Annotated in this window: 22 protein-coding genes and 1 pseudogene; 14 read left to right on the top strand and 9 right to left on the bottom strand. The window is 40.5% G+C overall.

All coding sequences use genetic code 11. From position 1 onward, the window contains the following. Positions 1 to 4 precede the first annotated feature (4 nt). From PSI23_RS03390 to PSI23_RS03430, 9 genes are all read left to right on the top strand, one after another. Positions 5 to 1,363, top strand: a complete 1,359-nt coding sequence (locus PSI23_RS03390; RefSeq protein ID WP_273553754.1) for an ATP-grasp domain-containing protein — start codon at positions 5 to 7, stop codon at positions 1,361 to 1,363. 4 nt (positions 1,364 to 1,367) lie between these two features. Beyond that, positions 1,368 to 2,579, top strand: coding sequence for an MFS transporter (locus PSI23_RS03395; RefSeq protein WP_273553755.1), 1,212 nt, complete (start codon positions 1,368 to 1,370; stop codon positions 2,577 to 2,579). A 34-nt stretch (positions 2,580 to 2,613) separates the two neighbouring features. Then, a complete protein-coding gene (locus PSI23_RS03400; RefSeq protein WP_273553756.1) occupies positions 2,614 to 3,762 on the top strand; it encodes a DegT/DnrJ/EryC1/StrS family aminotransferase in 1,149 nt (382 codons plus the stop codon). Beyond that, positions 3,759 to 4,610, top strand: coding sequence for a hypothetical protein (locus tag PSI23_RS03405; RefSeq protein ID WP_273553757.1), 852 nt, complete (start codon positions 3,759 to 3,761; stop codon positions 4,608 to 4,610). Before PSI23_RS03400 ends, PSI23_RS03405 begins: the two co-directional genes overlap by 4 nt. Then, entirely contained in the window at positions 4,600 to 5,979 is a 1,380-nt protein-coding gene (locus tag PSI23_RS03410) for a P-loop nucleotide/nucleoside kinase family protein (RefSeq protein ID WP_273553758.1), read from the top strand. Before PSI23_RS03405 ends, PSI23_RS03410 begins: the two co-directional genes overlap by 11 nt. After that, on the top strand, positions 5,976 to 6,815 hold the full coding sequence (locus PSI23_RS03415; protein ID WP_273553759.1) for a hypothetical protein: 840 nt from the start codon (positions 5,976 to 5,978) through the stop codon (positions 6,813 to 6,815). The genes PSI23_RS03410 and PSI23_RS03415 overlap by 4 nt, the downstream gene beginning before the upstream one ends. A 1-nt stretch (position 6,816) precedes the next feature. Beyond that, the gene (locus tag PSI23_RS03420) at positions 6,817 to 7,902 is read left to right on the top strand and encodes a GNAT family N-acetyltransferase (RefSeq protein ID WP_273553760.1); all 1,086 of its coding nucleotides are present in this window, start codon (positions 6,817 to 6,819) and stop codon (positions 7,900 to 7,902) included. A 9-nt stretch (positions 7,903 to 7,911) separates the two neighbouring features. Continuing rightward, positions 7,912 to 9,075, top strand: coding sequence for a hypothetical protein (locus tag PSI23_RS03425; RefSeq protein WP_273553761.1), 1,164 nt, complete (start codon positions 7,912 to 7,914; stop codon positions 9,073 to 9,075). Between the two features lie 152 nt (positions 9,076 to 9,227). Beyond that, on the top strand, positions 9,228 to 9,755 hold the full coding sequence (locus tag PSI23_RS03430) for a nucleoside 2-deoxyribosyltransferase (protein WP_273553762.1): 528 nt from the start codon (positions 9,228 to 9,230) through the stop codon (positions 9,753 to 9,755). 46 nt (positions 9,756 to 9,801) lie between these two features. Here the strand turns inward: PSI23_RS03430 and PSI23_RS03435 are convergent. After that, positions 9,802 to 10,425 (bottom strand): annotated as a pseudogene (locus PSI23_RS03435) (TfoX/Sxy family DNA transformation protein). Positions 10,426 to 10,666: 241 nt separating this feature from the next. Between PSI23_RS03435 and sulA the strand changes: the two are divergent. Together sulA and ompA are read left to right on the top strand one after the other, a co-directional pair. Beyond that, positions 10,667 to 11,239 carry an SOS-induced cell division inhibitor SulA gene (gene sulA / locus PSI23_RS03440; protein ID WP_273553763.1) on the top strand — a complete coding sequence of 191 codons (573 nt, stop codon included), beginning with the start codon at positions 10,667 to 10,669 and terminating at the stop codon, positions 11,237 to 11,239. Between the two features lie 356 nt (positions 11,240 to 11,595). Then, the gene (ompA, locus tag PSI23_RS03445; RefSeq protein WP_273553764.1) at positions 11,596 to 12,702 is read left to right on the top strand and encodes a porin OmpA; all 1,107 of its coding nucleotides are present in this window, start codon (positions 11,596 to 11,598) and stop codon (positions 12,700 to 12,702) included. 84 nt (positions 12,703 to 12,786) lie between these two features. Here ompA and matP read toward each other — a convergent pair whose 3' ends face one another. Continuing rightward, the gene (gene matP, locus PSI23_RS03450) at positions 12,787 to 13,236 is read right to left on the bottom strand and encodes a macrodomain Ter protein MatP (RefSeq protein ID WP_273553765.1); all 450 of its coding nucleotides are present in this window, start codon (positions 13,234 to 13,236) and stop codon (positions 12,787 to 12,789) included. Positions 13,237 to 13,438: 202 nt separating this feature from the next. Here matP and PSI23_RS03455 point away from each other — a divergent pair, with 202 nt between their 5' ends. Next, positions 13,439 to 15,169: an AAA family ATPase gene (locus PSI23_RS03455; RefSeq protein ID WP_273553766.1), complete on the top strand. Its 1,731-nt coding sequence runs from the start codon at positions 13,439 to 13,441 to the stop codon at positions 15,167 to 15,169. Positions 15,170 to 15,254: 85 nt separating this feature from the next. Then, complete coding sequence (gene fabA, locus PSI23_RS03460; RefSeq protein WP_273553767.1) at positions 15,255 to 15,773, top strand: bifunctional 3-hydroxydecanoyl-ACP dehydratase/trans-2-decenoyl-ACP isomerase; 519 nt, start codon at positions 15,255 to 15,257, stop codon at positions 15,771 to 15,773. A gap of 105 nt (positions 15,774 to 15,878) precedes the next feature. On the opposite strand, the gene rmf is transcribed toward fabA, so the two are convergent. From rmf to rlmKL, 6 genes are all read right to left on the bottom strand, one after another. Next, positions 15,879 to 16,037, bottom strand: a complete 159-nt coding sequence (rmf, locus tag PSI23_RS03465; protein ID WP_273553768.1) for a ribosome modulation factor — start codon at positions 16,035 to 16,037, stop codon at positions 15,879 to 15,881. A 135-nt stretch (positions 16,038 to 16,172) separates the two neighbouring features. Then, complete coding sequence (pqiC, locus tag PSI23_RS03470) at positions 16,173 to 16,793, bottom strand: membrane integrity-associated transporter subunit PqiC (protein WP_273553769.1); 621 nt, start codon at positions 16,791 to 16,793, stop codon at positions 16,173 to 16,175. Next, a complete protein-coding gene (gene pqiB / locus PSI23_RS03475; protein WP_273553770.1) occupies positions 16,793 to 18,442 on the bottom strand; it encodes an intermembrane transport protein PqiB in 1,650 nt (549 codons plus the stop codon). The genes pqiC and pqiB overlap by 1 nt, the downstream gene beginning before the upstream one ends. Before the next feature lies 1 nt (position 18,443). Next, positions 18,444 to 19,712 carry a membrane integrity-associated transporter subunit PqiA gene (gene pqiA, locus PSI23_RS03480; protein WP_273553771.1) on the bottom strand — a complete coding sequence of 423 codons (1,269 nt, stop codon included), beginning with the start codon at positions 19,710 to 19,712 and terminating at the stop codon, positions 18,444 to 18,446. Positions 19,713 to 19,761: 49 nt separating this feature from the next. Further along, positions 19,762 to 21,672 carry an ABC transporter ATP-binding protein gene (locus PSI23_RS03485; protein ID WP_273553772.1) on the bottom strand — a complete coding sequence of 637 codons (1,911 nt, stop codon included), beginning with the start codon at positions 21,670 to 21,672 and terminating at the stop codon, positions 19,762 to 19,764. Between the two features lie 4 nt (positions 21,673 to 21,676). Beyond that, positions 21,677 to 23,812, bottom strand: a complete 2,136-nt coding sequence (gene rlmKL / locus PSI23_RS03490; RefSeq protein ID WP_273553773.1) for a bifunctional 23S rRNA (guanine(2069)-N(7))-methyltransferase RlmK/23S rRNA (guanine(2445)-N(2))-methyltransferase RlmL — start codon at positions 23,810 to 23,812, stop codon at positions 21,677 to 21,679. Positions 23,813 to 23,932: 120 nt separating this feature from the next. Here rlmKL and PSI23_RS03495 point away from each other — a divergent pair, with 120 nt between their 5' ends. Further along, positions 23,933 to 25,045, top strand: coding sequence for a YcbX family protein (locus tag PSI23_RS03495; RefSeq protein ID WP_273553774.1), 1,113 nt, complete (start codon positions 23,933 to 23,935; stop codon positions 25,043 to 25,045). Between the two features lie 256 nt (positions 25,046 to 25,301). Here PSI23_RS03495 and PSI23_RS03500 read toward each other — a convergent pair whose 3' ends face one another. After that, complete coding sequence (locus tag PSI23_RS03500; RefSeq protein WP_273553775.1) at positions 25,302 to 25,853, bottom strand: cell division protein ZapC; 552 nt, start codon at positions 25,851 to 25,853, stop codon at positions 25,302 to 25,304. Between the last annotated feature and the right edge of the window lie 106 nt (positions 25,854 to 25,959).

The raw sequence follows: 25,959 nt of genomic DNA on the forward strand, positions 1-25,959 counted from the left end.
AACTATGTCTCTAGAAATACATATCAATAATCAGGTTAGTTTTCATCGCGGGAAGCCGACTATTTTTTGCATGCCGGATATCAAAGACAGTGAACGTTTTATTCGTCTCTGTTATCAACATAATTTAAATATTATTTTGCTGATCAAGAAAAAATGGCTGGATTCAACGGATTGCTCTTTAGCATTGGCATATTTGGTGATTGATGATCCGCTGGCTGACAATGGCTGTAAAAGAATCATATCAGCACTGAAACAGGTCAAAGACACACTGGCAATTATCACAGATCCTATTCAAATTAACTATTTTATGGCGTTTTCTGAGCTTCATGTTGAATTGATGGCGACTATCGCAGCTTATATTAACCAAGATCCTCACATAATTGATGTAGCGCAATCATTTAGAGATAAATGGATAATGCGTAAGGTTGCCAATGAACATGGGCTTGCTTGCCCTCAATTTACTCTGGCTTCAGAAATACTCACTTCTAGTGAACATTTTCAAACTTTTACCGCATCAGTCGAGCAATCTGCCAGATATAAAGGCAATAAAGTCGGTTTTATTGTAAAACCACGCTCATTCTGGGGTTCTATGGGAGTGACAGAATATTCTGACTGTACCTCTTTGCTCTGCGCATTACAGAAACTTGATACACCTGAAGAGTATCTGGTTGAAGAGAAAATCCAAGGTAAGTTACTGCATGTTGATACGGCTGTATTACAGCATAAAATTATCTATCAAAGTATTGGAGCTTACGCCTGTTCACTACTCTCTTCCAATCAAACAGAACCCGGTCATTTTATGTGGCATACTATGCTGCCAGACTCTCCAGACAGCCATAGACTGTTTGAGTTTAACCAGCAAGTATTACAGGCATTCAACCTTGAATACGGTTTCACTCATACTGAAATTTTTATTGAAGAAAATACCAATAATCTCATACTTTGCGAGACAGCATCACGTCCACCAGGGCTGAGATTATTCGACCTTCATGCACTCGCTTATAATAAACATGCCTTTGATACCTTTATCGATGCATTGATCTCGCCCTCATCTCTTTGTGCATCTTCTATTGGCAAAGAATCTTCTTTTTCCACAGAACACTCAGATGCCAATTGCATTGGCATGATCATTTTCAACCCACCAATTGGTAAAGTAGAATTCCTGACTCCCATAGAAGAAATTATTGATGAACATGTCATTGAATGGGAACAATATGCAAAAACGGGTAGTTATTTTACCAACACTCATTACACTGAAAAAATGGGGTATATTATTTTCTCAGCTAAAAATGAACATGAGTGTATGAAACATTTAAAAAATTACAATACTAAATTTAATTATATAACCATAAAACAAGATTAAAACGATGATAAGATATTTGTTTCTTACTTCTTTATTTATTAATGGTGTTGGCTCAAGTATTCTTGCAGTTGGATATCCCTATATATTATTATCTGAGAATACACCAATGACATACTATTATGCCAACATGGGAGTCATATTTCTATTTACATCTATTGGTGCTTTGTTATGGGGTTATAAGATAGATTATTCAGCAGACATTTGGAAGTTTCGTATCGTTATATTATTGATTGAAATTTTCAGCACCTTGTCACTGTTGATATTGTTACTGATTAAAATAGAGTTTTCTCCTATTATGCTACTTTTATTTATTTCATTATTAGAGTTTCTTTTTGCCTATGAGATTCCGTGGTCACGTGTTGCCTGGCATGAACTTAATGATTGGACAGAGCAACAGGGTGGTAAACATTTGAATGTATCTCTCTATATTGTTATTGCCACCTCACTTATTTCAGCCCTTGGCCCTGGATTTGGAGCTTTACTGGGAATTACTCAAGGGATCGACACGATTGTAACTATCAAATTAGTTTCTCTGCTTCCTTATTTTTATGTCTGCTATCTCATGATGAAAATGAAGATAAAACGTACAGCGGAGCAAAAATCCCAGTTAGCTGTTGGACTACGTTCTGTATTTCAGCAGAGCTATTATAAAACATTTGCCATTGCTGTCGTCTTCACTATTTTTTCCAATGCGTTTCTGATGGTAGCACTCCCCGTTATTGTCATGGGAAGTTTGGCAGATAAAAGCTATGGATTGGTTACCCTGTTCTATTTATTCAGTGCTCTGATACCTATTTTTTGCACAACATTACTCAGTAAAACAAGCGTTGATAATCGTATCCAACGTTATCCCATTTCAATATTTATTGGTATGTTTATATTTGGTATTCTGTTTTTTCAATTACAACCTTTTTATGCAAAATCCTTTTTTTATTTGCTCTATAACATTGCAATAATTTATTTCAATGTATTAATTACTAATATTATTTATCAAAAAGGATTGGAGATGCAACAAGGCCGTCTGTTTTCTTTATTTCAGGTAACAATGAATTTTTCATTCCCAATAGCTGCAATCACGGTATCCATTGCTCCTGATTCTACACAATATTTTTTACCCGTGATTGGCTTCTCGATACTTTTGCTCATTGCAATAGTTGTTTTTTTAATAATTCAAATGAATAAAGTGCCTGCTCCGGTACATGATTGGCACAGATGATTTTAATAAAAATATTTATTATTAGGATAATAATATGTCATATCTTAGACCTTATCTCGGTAACACCAAGATTGCTGATAATGTACGGCTTCGCTTGCAAACTGCCCTTGATAATAAAGCAGTATTCAGATATGCCACAGAGAGCCAATATTGTCGTCAAGCAGAAAAGCTATTACAAAATATCCTGCATACCCAGCATGCTATTCTACTCACAAATGGTACAGTTGCTCTCAAAGCTGCTTTACTTGGGCTCAGGCCACAAATAGGACAATGGGTTCTCATTCCTTCTATCTCATTTATCGCTACTGCCAATGCTGTACTTAGTTGTGGGTTAATTCCTATTCTCGTTGATGTCGATGACAATGGCATGATGTGCCCAGAAGCATTAAACAAAATTTTAAATCAAATGGATACCAAACCTCTGGCGGTAATTATCGTTCACTTGGAAGGTACTCCTGCTTCAATTGCTGAAATCTCCCAGATTTGCCAACAAAATAATATGCATCTGATTGAAGACTGTGCACAAGCTATGGGCGTAAAATATCAAAGTCAGCCTGTAGGTACGTTTGGAGAATATGGCTGTTTCAGTTTTCAGGCCAATAAATTAATCAGCAGTGGTGAGGGAGGCTTGCTTATTGCCAAAAATAATCCACTGTTCATGAATGCCTGTATGATGACCGACCACGGTGCTGAACGTACAGAAGAGGGCTATCCGGATTGGGGCAACAGTATTGGTTTTGGTGACAACAATAAATTTAATGAAATACAAGCTGCATTACTGATTTATCAATTGGAAAATATCGAACAGTTTCGCACCTTATTAATAGAACGTTACCAAGAAATACTGAAACATCTTCCCACTGATTGGGTCACTCCACGTCCAGAAGGTACGATACCAGTATCTGTCTGGTTAAAACGCAGCAAGTTGCCCAAAGATCGTATTAACTCAATGCTGCTATATGATTGGAAAGCATGGGATTTGGCTAATCATCCGATTATAAAAAATCAGCTTTCTCCCTACTCTGATCGCTTCCCTTGGAGCCTGCAAAAAAATCCATTCCCTGTATCTGAATTGGAGAAACACAATGCAATTGTGAGTGACCGAATTTGTCTGCCAGTGCCGATTGATAATGCGATTTATGGAGATGTTTTACAGTGGGTTATGGCAGGAAATCAATCATGAGATTAGACAACCCTTTTTTCACCCAATTCAATTATAACAACCTACCTGTCCAATATGTTCTGGGAGGTTCTTGTATCTGTTACGCAAAAGGTGTTCCTGCCCGACTTTCACTACAGGATTTGATTGATTCTGTAATACCAACAATCATCGCTTCACAACACAATGCGCCTGTTTATCTCTATTTTCAGTCCCATGAAGCGATCATGATGGCGGATTTATTGCATTTTGATCCTCAACAAGCAAACCACAAAACAATGAGGGCATGGTTGGAAGCCGGCATTATTTATACTTTGGAACAACTTAATATTCCTTTACCGCCAATTTATTGGGTGGATACATCCGAAGATAAGTTTCGCCAACATATTGATCGGTTGGTTCCCCATCTCAAGGCTGTTTTACCGACATCAATGCTATATGGTCTCTATGCCAAAACACCGGATGCAACTTATCCGCTGGGAACAGATGAAGAACTAATGATATTGGATGTGTATTACCGCAATATTACCCTTTATACCCCTGAATTTCTCAGCGCAGCACTTGAAATTCCACCAGAACAAGTACTGTTTGTGGAAAATACTACGCAACAAAAAGCAATCCAGATTTACTATCGTGCGATTGGGCAAAATTGCAATATGTTGCTTTACGCTCCAGCACCAAACACACAAGGTAAGGAAATGTGTTTGGGCAATAGCAATCATAAAATTGAGTTACGTCATACCGCAAAACAGATCATGCACCGTGCCGCTAAAATTGGTCATGACGATTATTATAAGGCTGTCTTTGACCTACATTCTATTGTAGATATTATACAAGGCTGGCAATCAAGGGTATTGGGTAATGAAGCATAAATCCGTTGTTGTTGTTAGAGGAACACCAGCAAGTGGCAAGTCCACAGCGTGTAATCAATTAAAAGATGCCATGCTGGCGCAAGGGTTAACTGTTTCCTATTTACCGTGGGATACCTTTCATCATTTCGTCGAACCAAGATCACATCTTACGCAAAAAATTATCATGGAAGATACCTTGCGATTATTAAAGGTTGCTGATGCTTGCCTTGATGCAGGTAGTGATTTGATCATTCTGGATGGTGTATTTATTTATCCTGAAGAAATTGATGCTATCCGTTTCCTATTTACACGAAAAAATATCCGAATTCTGCATTATCGGCTCATTGCGCAGGAGTCAACGCTTATTACTCGTAATCAGGAACGAGCGATAGAAGATCGCTTGCCTGCATCTCGTATCAGAGAAGTCGTTCAAGATAATTTGTGGAATTACAATTTACCTCATGAAACGTTGCTGGATAGCTCGAAATATTCACCAGACAGTATTGCAGTACTGATAAGCCAAGCAATTATGCAACAACCTTTATCAGTGAACTCTTTTGCTAATCCAACCACTTCACATTTATGGCGTCTGGGAACAGTGCTGCGTTACCCAGAACTTAAGCATTTTGAACATGTTGATCTGGTCTGGCAAAAAAACCAACAACAATGGCAAAGCAATACTTTCTTCGATTTCACTTTTACAGCTAAAGAAGAAAAAGAATTATTGTCTCTTTTAAAGCAGCAAACTGTTTTCTTTAAGTATCTGAATACTGAATCCCATGCCTATTTCTACCTACATAATTTAGCGCAACAGCACGGTTTACGGTGTCATGAAGAAAATAAATGGCAGGCACCCATTATCAACATTCCTTCCAAGACAAATGTAGTTGCTTTTTTGAACCAACAGTCCACACGATTAAAACGCAGCCTTAAGAAGGCTCGCACCTACCATACCGTCACACGTTACAGCACTTCAGGACAAACGGAACAGCTATGGCAAGATGCGCTATATATTGATGTCTGGGGCTGGAAAGTCACTCAACAGAGCGATATGCGTAGCCTGAGCCGTGAAGACCTCCAGTACCTTCCTGGCTTGTTATCCAAAAGTAGCCAATATCATTTGGCGGTCACTTATGACGACAAGGGCACTCCTGGTGCTTGGTCCTTAATGATAAATAACGGTTCAGATCAATGGTATGCCGCTAAATGGGGTTGCAGTAATCAAGGCAGAGAAATGTTAATGGGGATTAATTGTCTGATTAGTCATCTGGAAATGCTTTATTGCCCTCACACTGGTCTTCAGGTTGATCTATGGGGCAGAGAAAATGAATTCTATGACCAATTAGCCAATGAGTATATTGAGCGACTTCATCTCAGGATCATGCCATGATATCCCATCGCAATATACTGCCGGACAATATAATAAACTATGGCTGTTCAGTACGGGGGTTTTTCCGTGAAGACCTAAAAGCCGTGGCTCCTCAGGGTTACTGCCTGATGCCAGAGTGGATATGCCAAAGTATGGTTGAATCCATTTACGCCGCCAATTGGCAGCCACTTTTCTACCCTGTTCTGCCACCTGCACAGGCCAGCATGATTTTACAAGCAGATATTCAAGCCATGGTGGAAATGCTAAACCGCCTTCCACAACCATGTGCTGTACTTCTCGCTCATCCTTTAGGTTATATTGACCCGGGATGTATGGAATTTCTGCAAAAAACGCAAAATAGCCACAATATCCATGTATTTCTGGATCTTTCTCAGGGCTATGGAAGACAAGATTGCTTACCAGAAATCCTACATGTTCATGCCGCTTATTATTCTTTCAATGGCAACAAACTTATTCGTACAGGTGGAGCATTACGCCTTTGCCTAACTGGTAGGGAGAATATTCCTCTTTCTGTCAGAAATATTTTCACTGATTTTTATGTCACTGCTGAAGAAAAATTTACAGCATTGAAGGACTATCTAAAATCCCATCTCATTGAAGATGAAATACGCGATATTTCACTATATGCTTCTTACCAATCAAGCCCTTATCGCACTGTATTAAATTGGGGAAAATGTTCTTCCTCTCTGCAAACATTACTTAAACATCAGGGATTAGTGCAACCATTACTTACTGAACCCAGACAAGAAAAAGGGCGCTCAAGCTCAAGTTATCATCAGTGGTGTGAGAAAGTTATGTTGATGTTCAGTTCACCAAGAGTTGAATGGAGTTTGTAAAATGTTAGAACTCAAACAAGTTACCCCTCAATCCCCCTTGTGGAATTCATTTCTTCATCTTTATGGCGAATATTTCCAACGCCATTGGCCGGAAGTCTTTGGGGATCAATCAGAAGAGACTATTGCAAAAGAAAATCACGCAGTCCTTGAACAACGTATCCAGCAAGGTGACAGAGGATTGTTTTTGTTGCTGAATGCCGGGCAATTGGCAGGCTTAGCCAATGTATACCTTGAGCGGGAAGAAAAAGTGACCCTGAATGTTGCTGAATTTTATATCAGGGATGAATACCAACGTCAGAAACTAGGTTATGGATTATGGCATGCCATGCTGCAATGGGGACGTCACCATGGTGCAACACATGTTCATCTGGAGACCGATATAGGCAAAAATGCCAACTGTTTTTGGCAATTTCATGAGCTTTCAAGCCATCAAGTAGACGGGCGCATACACTACAATGGCCCCATCCCTCCCCTGAAAATACTTTGGATCAGGCATGGAAAAGTTATCCCACTTGATCATCTAGATTATTGCCCTGAAGATAATCTGATCGCCCTTGATGCCACTGCAATCAAACAGGCTGAAGAAATTGGTACACGAATACTGGGGAACCTTCCGTGGCAAAATATTTATACCTCACCTCAACGCCGGGCACTTGAAACCGCCAATGCACTCAGTTCGGCACATAAATCTTGTTCAATACAAGAAACTGATGCGCTGTGTGAATTCTTTCCAGAAGAGCTTATTGGCATGAAGTTAGCGGATATTCCGCATCGTTATGGTGACGATTATGCCTATCGGTTACTGCGTACCCCCCTTGATTCACCATTTAAAAATTCAGAACAGGTGATGGAGGCAGCTGATAGAATCCATCGTTTTATCATGCAAATGGGTGACGAACTCTCAATGTCTTCTATGCGGATCATTATCTCCCATCAAAATCTGCACAATGTTTTCTTGGCTAATTTGATGACAAACGATCTCAATCTTTCTGGACGATTGCACCTCCATAACCTTCATGGCAGTACTTTTTTATATTGTCCTTATACTAAACAATTTGATATAGAAAATGTAAATATCCCTTTATGAGATCATAATATGTTGAAAAATATTCCATATATTATTTTTGACGCAGATCCATTCTGTTTTGGTCCAATATCCACCACATTAAATGTGGTGGAACAGTTAAAGCGTCGAAATAAATTAATATCGGGCACTAAGTTTATTTTGTTAGGTACACTCACCTCTTCTCAATTAGGTCAGAAATCCAGTTTATTTGACGCTATTTATGAATGTGATACTACCTCTGTTACCGAGCTTTCACGCTATTCTGAACTTATTTCAGGAGCAAGCCTTTACATTAGTAACACTAACCCTAACTCGATCAATTTTGTTGCAGGACTGGGTACACCCATTATCTATATCGATACTCTATTTTGGATGTGGGATAATCTCCATGTTGATCTGCACCAAACCGAAAAAACCTTCATTCAGAATTTTCATGGAATAGAACGAAATATTGAAAAATTCCGTGACAAGTTAGGTGATTATCAAGTTGTACCACCGATTCTTCCTGACTCTCTGCAAGAATGTATGATGGATGACCATCCACCAGAAGGTGTATTAATCACTCTTGGTGGCATTGATACGGTCTACGCCGATACAACCGATTTTTACTACCATTTCCTTCAGGAATTGTTGTCTATTCCCAATCTGAAAAACGAAACCAACATTACTATTGCAGGCGGCGGCAAAACAATCGTAAATCTGGCAAATATGCTTGCCAAAACACATCCTCATATTCATGTTGGCTGTTTTGCAAGACATGATTTTCTGCAAAAATTACAGCGTGCCCGTAAGGTTTTATCTAATCCGGGACTTACAACATTTTATGAATGTGTCGCACTCAATAAAGATGTTTTTTTCTTACCACCACAAAATTATAGTCAGCAATTACAGCTAGAAGTTTATCTTCAACATTATTATACTTCCGAGTACGGTTTTTTATGGCAACCTGAATATGGATATCCTGAAATCCCCTCATACTTGCCAGAGAAAGATGGTTTAGAGTTAATTAAAAAATGCAACGACTTATTTATTAATAATCCTACAGAAAGAAAACGTGCTATAGCGATGATTAATAAATTCCTCTCAAAAGAGCGGAATAAATATAATTTTCGCCATGATATTTTTAATCATAATTCAAATGACATTATTGTTAATTATATTGAAAATAGAACATCCAATCAAAAATTGACATAATAAAATAACCATATGAATATAGTTAACCATTAATATGGCTAACTTATTAATATAGCTAATTAAAATGATGACCCTATGATATTTGTATAGCAAAATACATTATTATCATCTATTAATAATAATTATATCTTATTTCTATAAGAGGCAATCCTATGTCCATAATATTTTCTGATCTTAAAGTATTTATCGGTGGCCCTATTCAACACGCCTTAAAACTCAAGACACTAGATAATAATTTACAAACTCACCTCAAAACTGCCATTCATCAATTGGAATCGCTCGGTACAGAAGTTTTTTCAGCCCATCGTGCAGAGCAATTTGGAAAAATAACACATCTATTTACACCAGAAGAAGTTTCTCAACGAGATCGCCAATGGATGGAACAGTGTGATATTTTCGTCGCCATTTTGCCAGTTTGTCCACAACAGAAAAAACTAATACGAACAGATGGTACTCATATCGAATTGGGCTGGGCTTCCGCCTTAAAGCGTCCAATTATACTGGTAACCGAAAAACCTTTTGATGACTCTGCCAGCCATTTACTAAAAGGTCTGTCAGCTATTGCTCAGGTTCATCATATCCCTTTGAATGATTTTGAATACGATCCAGCCATATTAAGCCATACGATCCAATCCATAGTAGTAAAACAAGTTGTCCAAAAATCTTCAGCTGTCGCATGAAATTAGGCAATAGGGGCCCACGCCCCTATTCACCAAACTTCACTCATTATGAATGAGTATCTGAATTCTGGTGAACCAGCTCGCTGTGCCAGCTAATTAATTCGTCACGTATCTTTTCTGGTAATACCGCCACATGACACCCTTCTATTGCACCTGCCAATGCAAGCAACAAACTGACATTTGTTTTTTTCCTATGCTGCTGGAGTTTGAGGTAAGTCGCTTTTGCTCCCAACATTCGTAATTCTTCTACTTTAGAGATACCCACTTTCCATAATTGCCTTTCTAAAGCGATCCCTAAATTAGGCAGATCTTTAAGCCTAAGAGGCATTTTCTATCTATCAATTATTTCTTTCATGGTGTATTGATAGGCTAAATTTACATATTCAAGTAACTGTTTTTGGTCCTGCCAAAGCGATTCATTAACACGGTAATACCGCAAAGTCACAGGTATTCCTCTTTTTGAATAAATAAATTTCTCCATTCCCCTAGCCTTAAATAATACTTCGGCGTGACTATTTCCTCGTAAATAAAGTTCCCCATCAGAACTAATAGCGAATAAAATACCATCAATTAACAGCCCAATGCCCCCAAATTGAGATTTTTTCTTAAGCTTTCCCAGTGAAGATACACCTTGTTGCAATTGGGCCAAACGAGCTCCGGATAAAAACATTTTTTATCACTCCATGAATCACATTCCAACGTAATGCTTGATTATGTCTGCTATTAATAAAATAGATAACAAGAACAATTAATTAAAACCATACGCAAACTATTTCCAACTGCCAATCGTTAAGTCAGAAAAATTCTAATTTCTGTAAATTTTTGCGAAGCGCTTTGAAAAAAAGAGACTTGCTTTTAATCAAATAGCGTTATACTGTATAAATATACAGCTTGTTATGACGAGGAACATTATGAGCATCCGATCAGCGTGGGAATATCTCACTGAGAAAAAAACAACAGCTGCTGGCACAACAGTAAACGAACATAAAGCAGACAAAACAATGGTTGGGATAACCGTGAAAAAGCTGTCTTTTGTGGAACCACCTCAATATATTTCACATACGATAAAAGGTACGGTCAGTGAGCTAGTCTACAGTGAACACCAACCTGCCATTCATCAGATTCTTCTTCCTTTATTACATCAGTCTGGAAAAGAAGATCGATGGTTGCTTTGGGTAAACCCCAATAAGAAATTGAGCCGTCAGTGGTTAATAAATGCAGGGCTTCCTCTAAATAAAATCATTCAATTAAATCAAGTCTGCCCTATAGCTTCGATTAGTGCCATGGAAAAGGCTTTGGCAAGTGGCAATTACAGCGTTGTATTGGGTTGGTTACCCGAATTATCAGAATATCAATTAAATACGCTACAACTGGCCGCACAAAAAGGGACTACTCTCGGTTTTATTATGCGTCCACAAAATTTATCACATCAATTTATTTCGCAATCTAATAGATTACAAATTCACTCTAATTACTATCATTGATTTAAATTAGGATTAATCTTAATAATTTTTATAAAAAACAAGCTACCAATTGATATTCATTATTGTTTGCAATAGAAATCAATGTATTAATACCGTAAATATTGTAAACATTCGTCAATAATGCTTAGGGTTTGTCTGGCGGTAATTAAATATTTTGTGTCATGAGTCACAGTGTACTTGTAACTTTTTAACTTCGTTGTAGACTTTACACAGTTTAGGGAGTTGTGCTTACTGCTCTTATATTTCAGAACACATCTTCTGATTAAAGCACGATTACCTAACAGAACATTTTAACCAATGGCTAACAATAAGGCTTTTAAGGCCAATTGCCTATTTGGATGATAACGAGGCGTAAAATGAAGAAAACAGCTATCGCAGTAGCAGTGGCAGTGGCAGCTTTCGCAACTGCTGCTCAAGCAGCTCCAAAGGACAACACTTGGTATACCGGTGCTAAGTTGGGTTGGTCTCAGTACCATGACGTAAATTTCTACGGAAATGATTACGATAACCTGATTGGTAACGGCCCTACCCGCAAAAACCAACCAGGCGCAGGGGCCTATGTCGGTTATCAGGCAAACCCATATTTAGGCTTTGAATTGGGTTATGACTGGTTGGGACGCATGGCCTATAAGGGTAGTATCAATAACGGCTCTTTCCGCGCTCAAGGTGTTCAGCTAACGACCAAACTGAGTTACCCAGTTCTGAATAATCTGGATGTTTATACTCGTCTTGGCGGTATGATATGGCGTGCAGACTCGTCTGCAACTTACCATTCCAATGCAGCAGATCAGCGCAGACTGAAAAACCACGATACCGGGGTCTCTCCTCTGGCTGCGGTTGGTGTTGAATATGCACTGACCAAAAATCTGGCAACCCGTCTGGATTACCAGTGGGTTAACAACATCGGTGACGCTAACAGTGTTGGTGCCCGTCCAGATAACGGTCTGTTGAGTGTTGGTGTTTCTTATCGTTTTGGTCAAGGTGAAACTGCACCAATCGTTGTCCCAGTTGCTCCTCCAGTTGTAGCAGCGCCAACCCCTATTGTTGAAAACAAAAGCTTTACCCTGCGCTCTGACGTTCTGTTCAATTTCAACAAATCAACGTTGAAAGCAGAAGGTAAACAGGAACTGAATAACCTGTACAACCAACTGACCAGAATCGACCCAGATCAAGGCAAGGTTCTGGTACTCGGTTATACTGACCGCATCGGCAGCCAACATTACAATCTGCCACTGTCTCATAAACGTGCTCAATCTGTTGTAGATTACCTGGTTGCTAAAGGCATTCCAGCGAATTCAATCCAAGCAGAAGGCCGCGGTAAGGAAAATCCTGTCACTGGCTCTACCTGTGACAAAATTAAAGTTCGCTCTAAGCTTATCGACTGCTTGGCTCCGGATCGCCGTGTAATTATCAACATTCAGGGTGTTACTAAAGTGGTTACTCATCCACAAGCAGCTAAGTAATACAGCTTCTATCTATTTATTAAAAACCCCATTTTAAATGGGGTTTTATGTTTTGGTTTATTTTCCTATTGGTTATTACTGGGGTTATTTCCCCAATATTGCTTCCAAATCCTGCTTCAAACTCGATATTTGATGAGTATACTTTTCCCGATATTCAGCATCTTCCAACAACTGTATGATCGTTTCTGACAAAGTATTGCCGCGGCGTCGGGAGAGCGCTGAAAGCCGTTGCCAAACATGAAAATCCAGATCAATCGATTTTTTACGTGAATGTTGGTGTTCAGCATTAAAATGACGTTTACGCCGTGCCCGAATCGTTTGCTTCATTCGGTTGGATAAATCCGGATTCATGTGCAGAGAAATCCATTTCAGTACCTTGACTGGTTCTCGTTCTAAATTCATTAGTTCATTGACCGCATCCTGTGCCGCACTTTTTTCAATGTATTTAGTAATCGGCTCACCTTCACGGTGCTTTTTTGCCAAATATGCCCATTTCCAGCCACATTCCAGATTTTCCAATTGTTGATATTTCATTTCATCTCTCAGTGACAGCGTAACTTAAATTAAGCATAGCAACTATTTCTTTGAATTGCTCATAACAACACAGAATACAGGCATATTTTACAAGCAATGAAAGCGCAGGCTCAAATGTCATTTCTTTCAGAATTCAGGCATGTTGGTTCATTGCTTAATCTTGTATAATAAATGTTTCTTTTTACTATATGTAGCTAACACTTTGACGAATATAAAATTAGACTGGCAGGCATTACAGCCAAACAATGCGCCTTATCAAGCACTCTTTAATTCTGTCGCTGAATTGTCCCCCATCACAATGGATGAGGTTCAACCCAGGCTGCACAGTGGATTATCCCTTTTTTGTCAGGCCTCTCTGCGCCAGCCTTTTATGCTGCTGAAGGCGGAAGAGAGTAATGCTTATCTGTCTCTTTTATCCGATACTATTTCCTCTTTGTTGCCGGAAAACCGTCTAAGTCTCGGCGGCTATTATCAGATAGAGCACCAAACCATTACTTGGCACTCCACAGGGGAAGGCTTTTTTGCACCGACTGAACGTGTTGCTTACCGTGAGTGGATTGAACCAGAGCAATTATTTGGCAATATCTATACACATCAAGGGGTGCTTCAACTGCAACCCGGCCTTATCCATCAGGTAAATGGTGGTATCTTGATTCTGTCTCTGCGCACCCTGCTCTCTCAACCATTGATGTGGGTTCGTCTCAAGCAGATGATTATTCAACACCGTTTTGACTGGCTATCACACGATGAAAAGCAACCTCTCCCACTGCCGATACCTTCAATGGAACTGGATCTACGCCTGCTTTTAGTCGGGGACAGACTCAGTCTTGAAGAGCTACAATCCATTGAACCTGAACTGGCGAACAGTGCATTGTATGGTGAATTTGAACTGGATATGCCCTTTCATGAAGAAGATGATCTGACAGTATGGTGTCGGTACGTTAATGGGATCATCCAGCAACAAAACTTGCCTCCATTAAGTGCTGATGCCTGGCCTGAATTGATTAAACTCGCTGCTCGTTATACAGAAGATCAATTCCAGTTACCTCTGGATATTCAATGGGTGCAACAAAAACTGGAAGCCGCAGCCATTTATCATCAGGAAAATCAGATCACCAAAGATTCTCTACAACAAGCGGAAGATAATCGTACTTGGCGTCATGGCTATTTGTCCGAACGCAGTATGGACGAAATTCTGAAAGGTCAGGTATTGATTCGCACACAAGGCTCAGTTATCGGCCAAATCAATGGGCTATCCGTGCTCGAATATCCTGGGCATCCTGACCCAATGGGAGAACCCTCTCGTATCAGTTGTGTTGCACACTTAGGAGATGGAGAATTTATTGATGTGGAACGCAAGGTTGAGTTAGGCGGCAATATTCATGCTAAGGGTATGATGATCATGCAGGCTTATTTAATTTCTGAATTGAAATTAGATCAACCACAGCCTTTCTCTGCTTCCATTGTCTTCGAACAATCCTATGGTGAAGTGGACGGAGACAGCGCTTCACTCGCCGAACTATGTGCCCTTATCAGCGCTCTGTCACAACAGCCTATCGACCAGCAAATTGCTGTTACTGGTGCCGTGGACCAATTTGGTTATGTACAACCCATTGGTGGAGTTAATGAAAAAATTGAAGGCTTCTTCCGTCTATGTCACTACTGCGGGCTAACCGGCCATCAAGGTGTCATTATTCCAACCACAAATGTTCAACATTTATGCTTGAATCAAGATGTTGTTAATGCGGTAAAAAATGGGCAATTTCATATTTGGGCAGTCGAGCATGTCTCTGAAGCTGCATCATTGTTACTCGGCATTCCCTATTATGATCCACAAAAAGAACATCTGTTAGCTATCATACATGAACGCATAACACAGGCTAATATTCAAGAAAGACCTCGATTCCCGTGGTTTCTCCGCTGGTTGGGTTAATTCCATTATTATCTGATCGGAGTTGTTGAGCGTACAAGTGTACGCTATTCTCTAGCCTTACACGATTATAAGGCAATCTGAGAATATGTTTAAAAAACAAGAGTCCTACACGAAAGAAGAACTTCAAGCCTCTGGACAAGGTAAATTGTTTGGTGAAAATGGACCACCGCTGCCTTCTGGCAATATGCTGATGATGGATCGCATCACGAAAATGACAGAAATCGGTGGTACTTACAATAAAGGGTATGTCGAGGCTGAGTTCGACATCAATCCTGAGTTGTGGTTTTTTGATTGTCATTTTGTCAATGATCCTGTTATGCCCGGCTGCCTCGGTCTTGATGCCATGTGGCAGCTCGTCGGTTTCTTCTTAGGCTGGATCGGTGGAGAAGGTAAAGGCCGCGCACTCGGCGTTGGGGAAGTCAAATTTACTGGTCAGATATTACCAACGGCAAAAAAAGTGACCTATCGCATTAATTTCAAGCGTGTCATTAATCGCAAATTAATTATGGGGCTGGCCGATGGTGAAGTGCTGGTAGATGGCAAACTGATTTATACTGCGGCTGATTTGAAAGTAGGCTTATTCAAAGATACCAGTACTTTTTAATGAACGAACAAATGAACTGACATTGGCGACTAACAAATTGATTAACCTCTGTCTCCGATGCTGAAAACCTCCGCAAGTGGCGGAGGTGTTTCCCATTTAATTACCTCAAACACGATCTTCCCACGCTTGACGCCATCCCCCTAACCAATACGAACGAGCATCTAATGAATGATAAGGACAATTCTCCCGTGGCCGTCCCAAAATGCCTGCTTGATAGCCTCTGGAAAGTGCTCTTGCTAAACGGTCTCTTTTTTGTCTTTTCATGTCTTATTTCCTCACTTGTTACCATGAAGATGAATAAATGATCATTTTTTGCCTGATTTTTCCTAGTGATACCTTGTATAAAATGAATATCAAGCAAAGGTAGACATAAAATAGTTATGATAAACATTTACTCGGTTAAGATTGCAAAGAAAGTTGTTTGGCAATTGATTTAGCTAACTGACTGTAACCCTTTGATAAAGTAAGCACTAATTCAGCATAGCCATTTTTTTCCTGTTTTAACTTAAAGTTGAAAGGCCGCTTAACCACCTTATCTGAGTTAGACAGTATCCAATAGCCTTCAATCAACACCTGACCATCATATCGCCCGTGAAAAGCAGTTATTGTGACATCCAACGCATCTGCGTCTTTTTCTAATTCCTGACCAGAAACCAAACGATTTGGAAATGCGGCGCTCAGTTCAGAGCTCAATGCTTGTTGTAACTGCTGCTGCAACGGGCTAGCCCATAAATGGTTTGATGCATTGACATAGCTTACATCTCCTGTTTGATACACTATTCCAGGAGCAGCAAGGTAGTCAGAAAGGTTAACACTTTTTATCCACAACTGCGGTTCATGTTTCGCCCCCAGTTTGATCTCCTGTAATGCAGACTTTTCCGCTACCGCATTGGTCAAAACAGGCAATTGATAATACGTTTTTTGTGGTTGACTACTGCCGCATCCAGAAGTAAATAGACTCCCAACCACAAAAACACTAACGGGAATAAAAAATGCCAATCTTGAAATCAACTTTTTCATTATTTAAGTGCCTTTTTAGGTTCTGGATCTTTTGTTGCTTCAGCTTCGAATACTAATGCATTACTTTTATTATTAAGCGTTTTTAAAACAGGTTGCAATTCACGTAATACTTGATCCAACCGCTGCATATTATCCATCAGTTTATTATAAGCGGGTGAACCTGGTTGAATTCCCTGCATACTGCGGTTCAACTCATGTAATGTATTTTGTATATCTTTAGGAAGTGCCTGTGCTTCTTGACTCGCGAAAATACGATTTAATTCACCCATTGTTTTATGTGCTTCTTTCATCGTCTTCTGGCTTTCTTCGAGTGTCCGTTTTGCCTGATTAAATACTGGCTCAATCGGCATGTTATTGATTTTATCCAATGCCGTTATAATCTTCTGCTGGATTTGCGCTAAACCACCACTGATTGTTGGTAGAGTTTCATAACCTGCAATTTCATACGGATCTTTCCAGACTTTCTCATCAGGGTAAAAATCCAGATCAATAAACAATGCACCAGTCAGTAAATTTCCCGATTTCAAGGAGGCTCTTAGCCCTCGCGCAATAATCAACTTTAATTCTTTGTCTGTATCGAATCCATTTCCTAATTCTTTCTTAAAACGCTCAGGCTCTATATGAATCAATACAGGAATGCGGAAATCATTATCGAGCTGTTGCTTAACCCCTTCAGGATAAAAAGGTACTGCAGCTACAGTACCCAATCGGATACCACGGAATTCTACGGGTGCTCCCGTCTGCAATCCACGCACTGAATCAGAGAAAAATAATAAAAAGTCTTTATGCTCGGTATAAAGTGAGTTTTGGATGCTTCTTTCACTATCATAAAGTTTGAAAACTTCTTTTTCTTTAACAGGATTACCCAGAATCCAACCTTTCGGTACATCAAAACTTACTCCACTCGCAAACAAGGTTGATAATGAAGCTACATCAACCCGTAAACCTTGCGATGACATATCGAAAGATACACCACTGTCCTTCCAAAATCTGACGTTTGTTGTCAATAAACCATCGTAAGGGTCATTAACGAAAATTTGGTATTGAACTTGTCGAGAGTTTGGATCAAAGGAAGCAGTTTCAACCGAGCCTACACGATAACCCCGGAATAATACGGGATCACCAGGTGTTAATCGCCCTGCCTCTTCACTGGTCAGGATAATACGAATGCCTTTTGCATCAGGGGAAGCAAGTGGGGGTGAAGCAAGCAATGAAAAGGTTTGTTCTTCCTCTCCTTGTGTACCGGGCTGTAATTCAATAAATGCACCTGATAGTAATGTACTCAGGCCGGAAACCCCTTCACGCCCAATCTGAGGTTTTACAACCCAAAAGGTGGTATCTTTGCGCAAAAGACGCTCCATACCATAATTAAGGCGAGCGGTGATAATAACCTTGTTCAAGTTATCGCTCAGTGATACGGTTTCGACGACACCAACGTCTACACTACGGCTTTTGATTTTAGTTTTTCCTGCTTCAATCCCCTCAGCACCCGTTGTTGTCAAAATCACTTCCGGCCCTTGGTGACTGAAATGATAAAACAATATCCACGCCCCAATAAGCACAGTGATAACTGGTACAATCCATATAGGTGACCAACTCTTCAGTTTACTGATTCGGGCTTGAGTCAGATCTTCTTCTTTATCCGTCACCTTACGATTCCTCATTTTTATGTAATACAAATTTACTGTTGGATTTATCCCAAGTTAAACGCGGATCAAATGTCATTGATGCAAACATTGTCAAGATTACTACCAAAGCAAACAGTACCGCCCCTATAGCCGGGTAGATGCTCATTAGCTGCCCCATCTGAACCAACGACGATAATACAGCAATAACAAACACATCAATCATTGACCAACGGCCAACAAACTCCACGACTTCATAAATAAAATGCATCGTTTCTGAGTCATGTTTGCCTTGGCTTTTCGCATCCCAGCACAACCAACTGATAGCCAGCATTTTCAATAAAGGCACCATAATACTGGCAATAAAAATAATCATTGCAACAGGGTAAGAACCAGAACTCCAAAGTAGAATAATACCCTCTAGAATAGTGGAGTGAATGTGACTTCCTAATGATTGGGTTATCATTATTGGTAAAACATTCGCCGGAATATAAAGTATGACGGATGTTATCAGTAGTGCCATTGTGTATTGGAGACTATGGTGACGACGAGCATATCCCCTTGTGTGACAACGGGAGCATTGAAACTGATGGGCTGGCAAAATGGCTGAACAACACTGGCACAACCTGACTCCTTGCACCAATCCGGGAACTCCTGCTTGTAATTTGTGACAAATTTCAGGGGCAGCTTCTATTTCATTCCAAAACCAATGTCTGTCAAGGCATTGAAATGCCCTGATTTGAAACAAACAAAATAGACAATAAGGCAAGAAGCTCAAACCAATGCTGATTTCACCGTATGCCATGAGCTTAACAAAGCTCACCAGTACTCCCGCAAGGAAGATTTCTGCCATACACCACGTTTTCATCTTAAACAGAATGCGCGCCAACTCTATTTTCAAGCGGCGCGCCATTTTGACGTTTTGACATAAGAAGATGATGGCAACCATACAAAATGCCGGCACGAGCTGAACGAAGATCAGGAAAAACACAGCCATGCTGGAATAATCTTCACTGAACATCATTTCGGGGATCTGAGTCAACGTTATTTTACTCTCAATCCCCGCAACACTCATGCTAACAAAAGGAAACAGGCACGCGAGAAAAAGCATCATTAATGCGCTTAATGCATAGCCTGTTGGTTGGTTACGCGGCTCTTTCCACTTTGCGGTCAGTAAAGTATTACACCGTGGACAAACCGCCTTTTTCCCTTGTTCCAAATCAGGCACAGCCACCAGCATGTCACACTGGGGACAAAGAACCAGCTTGTTGTGCTGGTGGTTATTGGAACACAAAGTGTTTCTCCTTTAGCAAAACCCACAAGTTTCTTTTATGCAGCAGCTATCATCCGTTTTTCATCATTTCCAATTCCTGCCAACGATCAAAAGCTTTTTCCAATTCTTGTTCTTTATTCGCTAATTCATTCAGAACATTTTGGGTAATTTCATGTGATTGATTGAAGAAATCTGGGTCACTGACCTGAGATTGTAATTTATCTGTCTCTTCTTCCAGCTTTTCTAATAATGATGGTAGTTGCTCTAATTCACGCAGTAAATGGTAACTTATCTTATTGTTTGTCCGTTTAGGCGATTCTTTCGGTTTTACTGCCTTGTCGTCAACATTCACCTTTTTCTCTGAAGCTTGACGCAGGGAAATAGTTTGCATCCGCTGCTGCTGAGCATCGTAATATCCCCCTACATAATTGTTGATTTCACCATTACCTTCAAAAATCCAGCATTCAGTAACGGAATTATCAACAAATTGACGATCGTGGCTCACCAAAATCACGGTTCCGGTATAACCATCAACCAATTCTTCCAGTAGTTCCAATGTTTCAACGTCAAGGTCATTGGTCGGTTCATCAAGAATAAGCAGGTTGCTTGGTTTTAAGAATAGCCTTGCCAATAACAGACGATTGCGCTCACCACCAGAAAGCGCTCGTACAGGCGTCATCGCTCGTTTAGGATGGAAAAGGAAATCCTGCAAATAACCCAGTACATGGCGGGAACGTCCATTGACCATGACTTCTTGTTTACCTTCAGCCAGGTTATCCATGACGGTTTTATCCGGATCCAATGCGGTACGGTGCTGATCAAAGTAGGCCACTTCAAGCTTTGTCCCACAATGAATTCGCCCATTGTCTGCTGACAACCCACCCAGCATGAGCTTCAATAACGTCGTTTTGCCGCAGCCATTTGGCCCCACCAACGCAATTTTATCGCCACGCTGGACTTGAGCCGAGAAATTTTTGACCAATGTTTTATCGCCAATCTGGTAATTTACATTTTCCATTTCAAATACGATCTTACCGGAACGTGTCGCTTCTTCGACCTGCATTTTCGCCGCTCCCATAACATTGCGACGTTCAGAGTGTTCTACACGCAGTGCTTTCAATGCCCTTACCCGACCTTCATTGCGGGTACGCCGTGCTTTAATGCCCTGACGGATCCAAACTTCTTCCTGAGCCAGCTTTTTATCAAATTCGGCATTTTGCAAATCTTCAACCCGTAGGGCTTCTTCTTTTCCTTCAAGATACTTATCGTAATTTCCCGGCCATGAGGTCAGTTTCCCGCGATCCAAATCAACAATGCGTGTCGCCATGTTGCGAATGAATGAACGGTCATGGGAAATGAACACAAGACTGCCATTAAAGTTTCTCAGGAAATTCTCCAACCATTCAATGGTATCGATATCAAGGTGGTTGGTCGGTTCATCAAGAAACAGCACTCTTGGAGAGCAAACCAGCGCCCTGCCTAATGCAGCCTTACGCAACCAACCACCAGATAGTGAAGATAGTTTCGCTTCTGCTGGCAAGGAAAGTTGTTTCAGCACGTCGCTAATACGGCTATCCAATGACCAGAGGCCACGGATATCCAGTATTTCCTGTAATTCTGCCAGACGGATAAGGTTCTTTTCGCTGGGGTCTGTTTCCACCAAACGCAAAGCATTATGGAACGCTTTAATGCACTCCGCCTGCTCTTTTACCCCCTCTGCAACAAAATCAAATACCGTGCCTTCTACATCACGAGGAGGATCTTGCTGTAAACGTGCAACAATCAGATCCTGTTCATAGATAACTAAGCCATCATCCAGTGGTTGTTCTTTTGCCAATACGCGTAATAATGTGGATTTTCCCGCACCATTTCGCCCAACCAAACACACCCTTTCGTTTTCTTCGATATGCAGCTCAGCATTATCCAACAACGGCGCATCACTGAATGATAACCAAGCACCGGATAAACTAATCAATGACATAATGTTATTTTTCCTCGCCAGCGTGACACAGCAGCCAGCAGTTATGGATCTGACGGTTACGGACAAAATCCTGAGATAAAGTTTTTTCTGTTATTTCGTTTGCAACCAGTCCTAACTTATTCAATTCAGCAAAATCCATTTTAAAACCCCGTTTATTATTGGAGAACATTAAGGTTCCACCAGGACGTAGCAGGCATTTTAATTGTTTCATTAATGTAATGTGATCACGCTGAATATCAAAAGTGTCTTCCATTCGCTTGGAATTAGAGAATGTTGGGGGATCAATAAAGATTACATCGAACTGTTCACGGGTCTGAGCCAACCATCCCAAGCAATCAGCCTGAATCAAACGATGCTGGCGTCCAGTTAAGCCATTCACCTGTAAGTTTTTCTCCGCCCACTCAAGATAAGTGCGGGACATATCTACCGTAGTCGTCGAACGCGCACCACCCAATCCTGCATGGACTGTCGCCGAACCGGTATAAGCAAACAAATTGAGGAAATCTTTGCCTCGGCTCATTTCACCCAATTTTTTGCGGGCAATACGGTGATCAAGGAATAACCCTGTATCCAAATAATCGGTCAGGTTAACCCAGAATTTCGCGCCATATTCGTTTACCAAAAAGAATTCTTTCTTCTCGGCCATTTTTTCATACTGGTTTTTGCCTTTCTGACGTTGACGAGTTTTCAAGATCAGTTGGTTGGATGATAAGCCGAGTACATTCATTGTCGCACTGATGACATCAAACAGACGTTGGCGAGCTTTATTGGCATCCACTGTTTTCGGTGGTGCATATTCTTGCACAATGACTTTATCAGCATAGCGATCAACAGCAACATTGTATTCTGGTAAATCCGCATCATATAAACGATAGCAATCAAGGCCTTGCTGTTTAGCCCATTTACTGAGTTTTTTCTCATTTTTACGCAGACGGTTAGCATAATCCTCAGCAATACCTACGTCCAATGACTGAGTTGTATCTGATAATTGATCATTCTTTTGGATAAGATAATTCTTTTGGATGCAATCCAGAGGGCCATTTTTGGCCTTAAACTCACGCTCTGCACGTAATTGCAGGCAGCTCAACAGCTCTGGTGAAGCACTGAACAAGGATAAACGCCAGCCAGGGAAGCGGGCTTTTATCACGCGACCAAATATACTATGCAGTGCAATCAATGCGGGTTCACTTTCAAGACGCTCACCATAAGGCGGGTTACTTAATACCGTACCCACAGGCCCTTCCGGCAATGGATTTTCCAGTTTGCTTGCATCTTCCTGCTGGAACTGGATTAATTGAGACACCCCTGCCCTGCGCGCATTTGAACGTGCCATATCCATGACACGGCGATCAATATCCGTTCCGAAAAAGCGAGAAGTGGTTTCCTGTAATCCCTTACGGAAACGTATTTGTGCTTCTGTAGTAATTTCACGCCAGATTGTTTCATTGAATTTCAACCATGATGTGAATCCCCAATGCTTACGATGCAGGCCAGGTGCGCAATCTGCTGCCATCATGGCCGCTTCTATTAGCAGCGTTCCTGAACCACACATTGGATCAACCATCGGCGTTCCTGCATTCCAGCCAGAACGAGAAATAATCGCTGCTGCAAGATTCTCTTTCAGCGGTGCTTGTCCGGCCAAATCACGGTAGCCACGGATATGCAGGCTATCCCCACTCAAATCGAGTGACACTGTTGCTTTCTCTTTATTCAGAAAGACATGAACACGAACATCAGGTTGTTGTTTAGCAACATCAGGACGTTGCTTTATTTTGCACATAAAACTATCAACAATGGCATCTTTTACTTTCAATGCGCCATATTGCGTATTTCTGATCTCCTCATTCGTGCCGCTGAAGTGCACAGAAAACGTGCTATCAACTGAAAAGATCTCACTCCAGTCAATGGACTGGACACCAAGGTACAGATCCAAATCACTATAAACTTTGAATTCATTAAGCGGCATCATGATACGGGATGCCAGTCTGCTCCACAGCAGACTTTTATACATCACCTGATCATCACCCTGAAAATGAACCCCACCTTGGGCAATCTTACAGGATTGCGCTCCCAGCATTTCTAATTCGTTCTTTAACAGTTCTTCCAGTCCACGTGCCGTGCTGGCAAAGAGAGAATTCATATTATTAATCACCACAAAAAGTTTACCACCAAAAAAATTGCTGCACATTATAGCCAATACCAACAACATGTCATAAAGTTGCTGATACGATAAAAAATAAAAATACTCTGGAAATATTGGATGATAACTCTGTCGCGTCTCTATACCCACCCCGTCAAATCCATGCGCGGATTGCAACTCTCTCATTCCCTCGTTAATGAAAGTGGCCTGATATTTGATCGCAGCTTTATGATAACCACAACAGACGGTACTTTTATTACGGCTCGCCAATACCCACAGATGCTACTGTTTACCCCAACTATGCTCCATAATGGTCTGTATTTACAGGCTCCAAACGGAGAGAGTGCAACTATACTTTACAATGATTTTAAAGAGGAGCGTTTCCCGACCGAAGTTTGGGGAAATCATTTTACTGCTTTGGTCGCCCCTGAGCTGGTGAACTGTTGGCTAAGTGGCTTTTTTGATACACTTGTACAATTGCGCTGGCTCAGTGAGGAACTCACACGACGGGTCAAAAAATTCCCCGGTATTTCTTTATCATTTGCAGATGGTTTCCCCTATTTAATTATCAATGAAGCCTCTTTTCATGCTCTGCAACAACGTTGCCCTGCCGGCATTAAAATAGAGCAGTTCCGTGCCAACATCATTGTCACAGGTGCAGCACCTTTTGAAGAGGATAGCTGGCAAGTCATTCAAATCGGAGATATTGTTTTCGATCTACCAAAACCATGCAGCCGCTGTATTTTGACAACAGTCAGTCCGGAAAAAGGCCGTAAAAATCCAAAAGGTGAGCCGCTGGCTACACTACAGTCTTTCAGAACGGCCAAAGAAAATGGCGCGGTTGATTTTGGGCAGAATGCAATTGCCCGTAATCGTGGCATTATCCGAGTTGGTGATCGTGTCACCATCTTGGAAAAGAAAACACCACGCGAATATGGCTGTGGTGAGAAATCGACTGATTTGACTATAAAAGAAGTTACTCAGCAAGCAATTTCTATTGAATTTAATGGACAGCATTTTGTCGGAAATAATCAGCAAATTATTTTAGAACAGCTCGAAAATCAAGGTATTCGAATCCCTTATTCATGTCGTGCCGGAATTTGTGGCTCCTGTAAGATATCCTTGATTAAAGGGGATGTATTGCCATTAAAATCAACCTCCATCAAAAATAATGGAAAAATTCTGGCATGTAGCTGTATACCTAAAAATGATTTAGTCATTGAATTAAGCTAAGCATTAATAATATATGATGATAGCATTTGCATTAGGCAGTATAAGTAAAACCACCTGTCTGATGTTTATATTCACATTTATCTTATTAATTTTAATAGGATTTTTATTGTTCGGTTTTTAGGCAGGGAAAATATTATGAAAGAAAGTTATTCCGTTGATTGATCTTATAAAGATATCTGATCATATGTGTTCAAACGCAATCAATGACATTGATATTGATAGAAATAACGGGCTTAATAATGTTATTAGAATGGCACTAAATTGCCCTATCATACATCGATAATTGAGCTGGCTCGATATAAGGCATCATGCGATCATTCATTACTTTAATGGGATCACAAAAACTCATTACACGATCACTCAACTCTAACTTTTGCTGTGCCAGCAGGCATAAACTGGCATTATCGCCAACTTCTGCGACCATAAACAGTGCCTTAGTGCCACTATCCTGTAATTGAAGCTGAACAATTTCACCGGATTCTGGTTTTTCTATTAAAGAAAAATGGGAAAAATACCAGCTTTTAGGCATTTGTGGTTTCGTAAAGCGCAGCGCAACCACTCCATTCAAAGCTAATTCAGCTCTAAGCGCCGGAGCGATATGAATAAGACGTGAATGTTCTTCGAAAGCGTAAAAAAGCGCAGCATCATCAACTGAGAATGACATTTCTTTCATTGTAACGGCATAATCAGTCAACATTTTGACAGGAAAGCGAGAACGAAAAACCATGCCATTAGCGAGATCGAGCATGACACGGCTATGCTCAGGATCAAAATACCAACGCCACTGGTCATCAGGTCTAATTTTCATTGATTACCCTTTTATGCTTAAAATAGCTTTTTTGGTTAAAAATAAGCATTATCACCGAAATAAAAAGTCAAAAATAAATAATAAATTTTAATCTATAAAACAAAAT

The sequence above is a fragment of the Xenorhabdus yunnanensis genome (genome assembly GCF_028598805.1).
GTDB classification, from domain to species: Bacteria; Pseudomonadota; Gammaproteobacteria; order Enterobacterales; family Enterobacteriaceae; genus Xenorhabdus; species Xenorhabdus yunnanensis.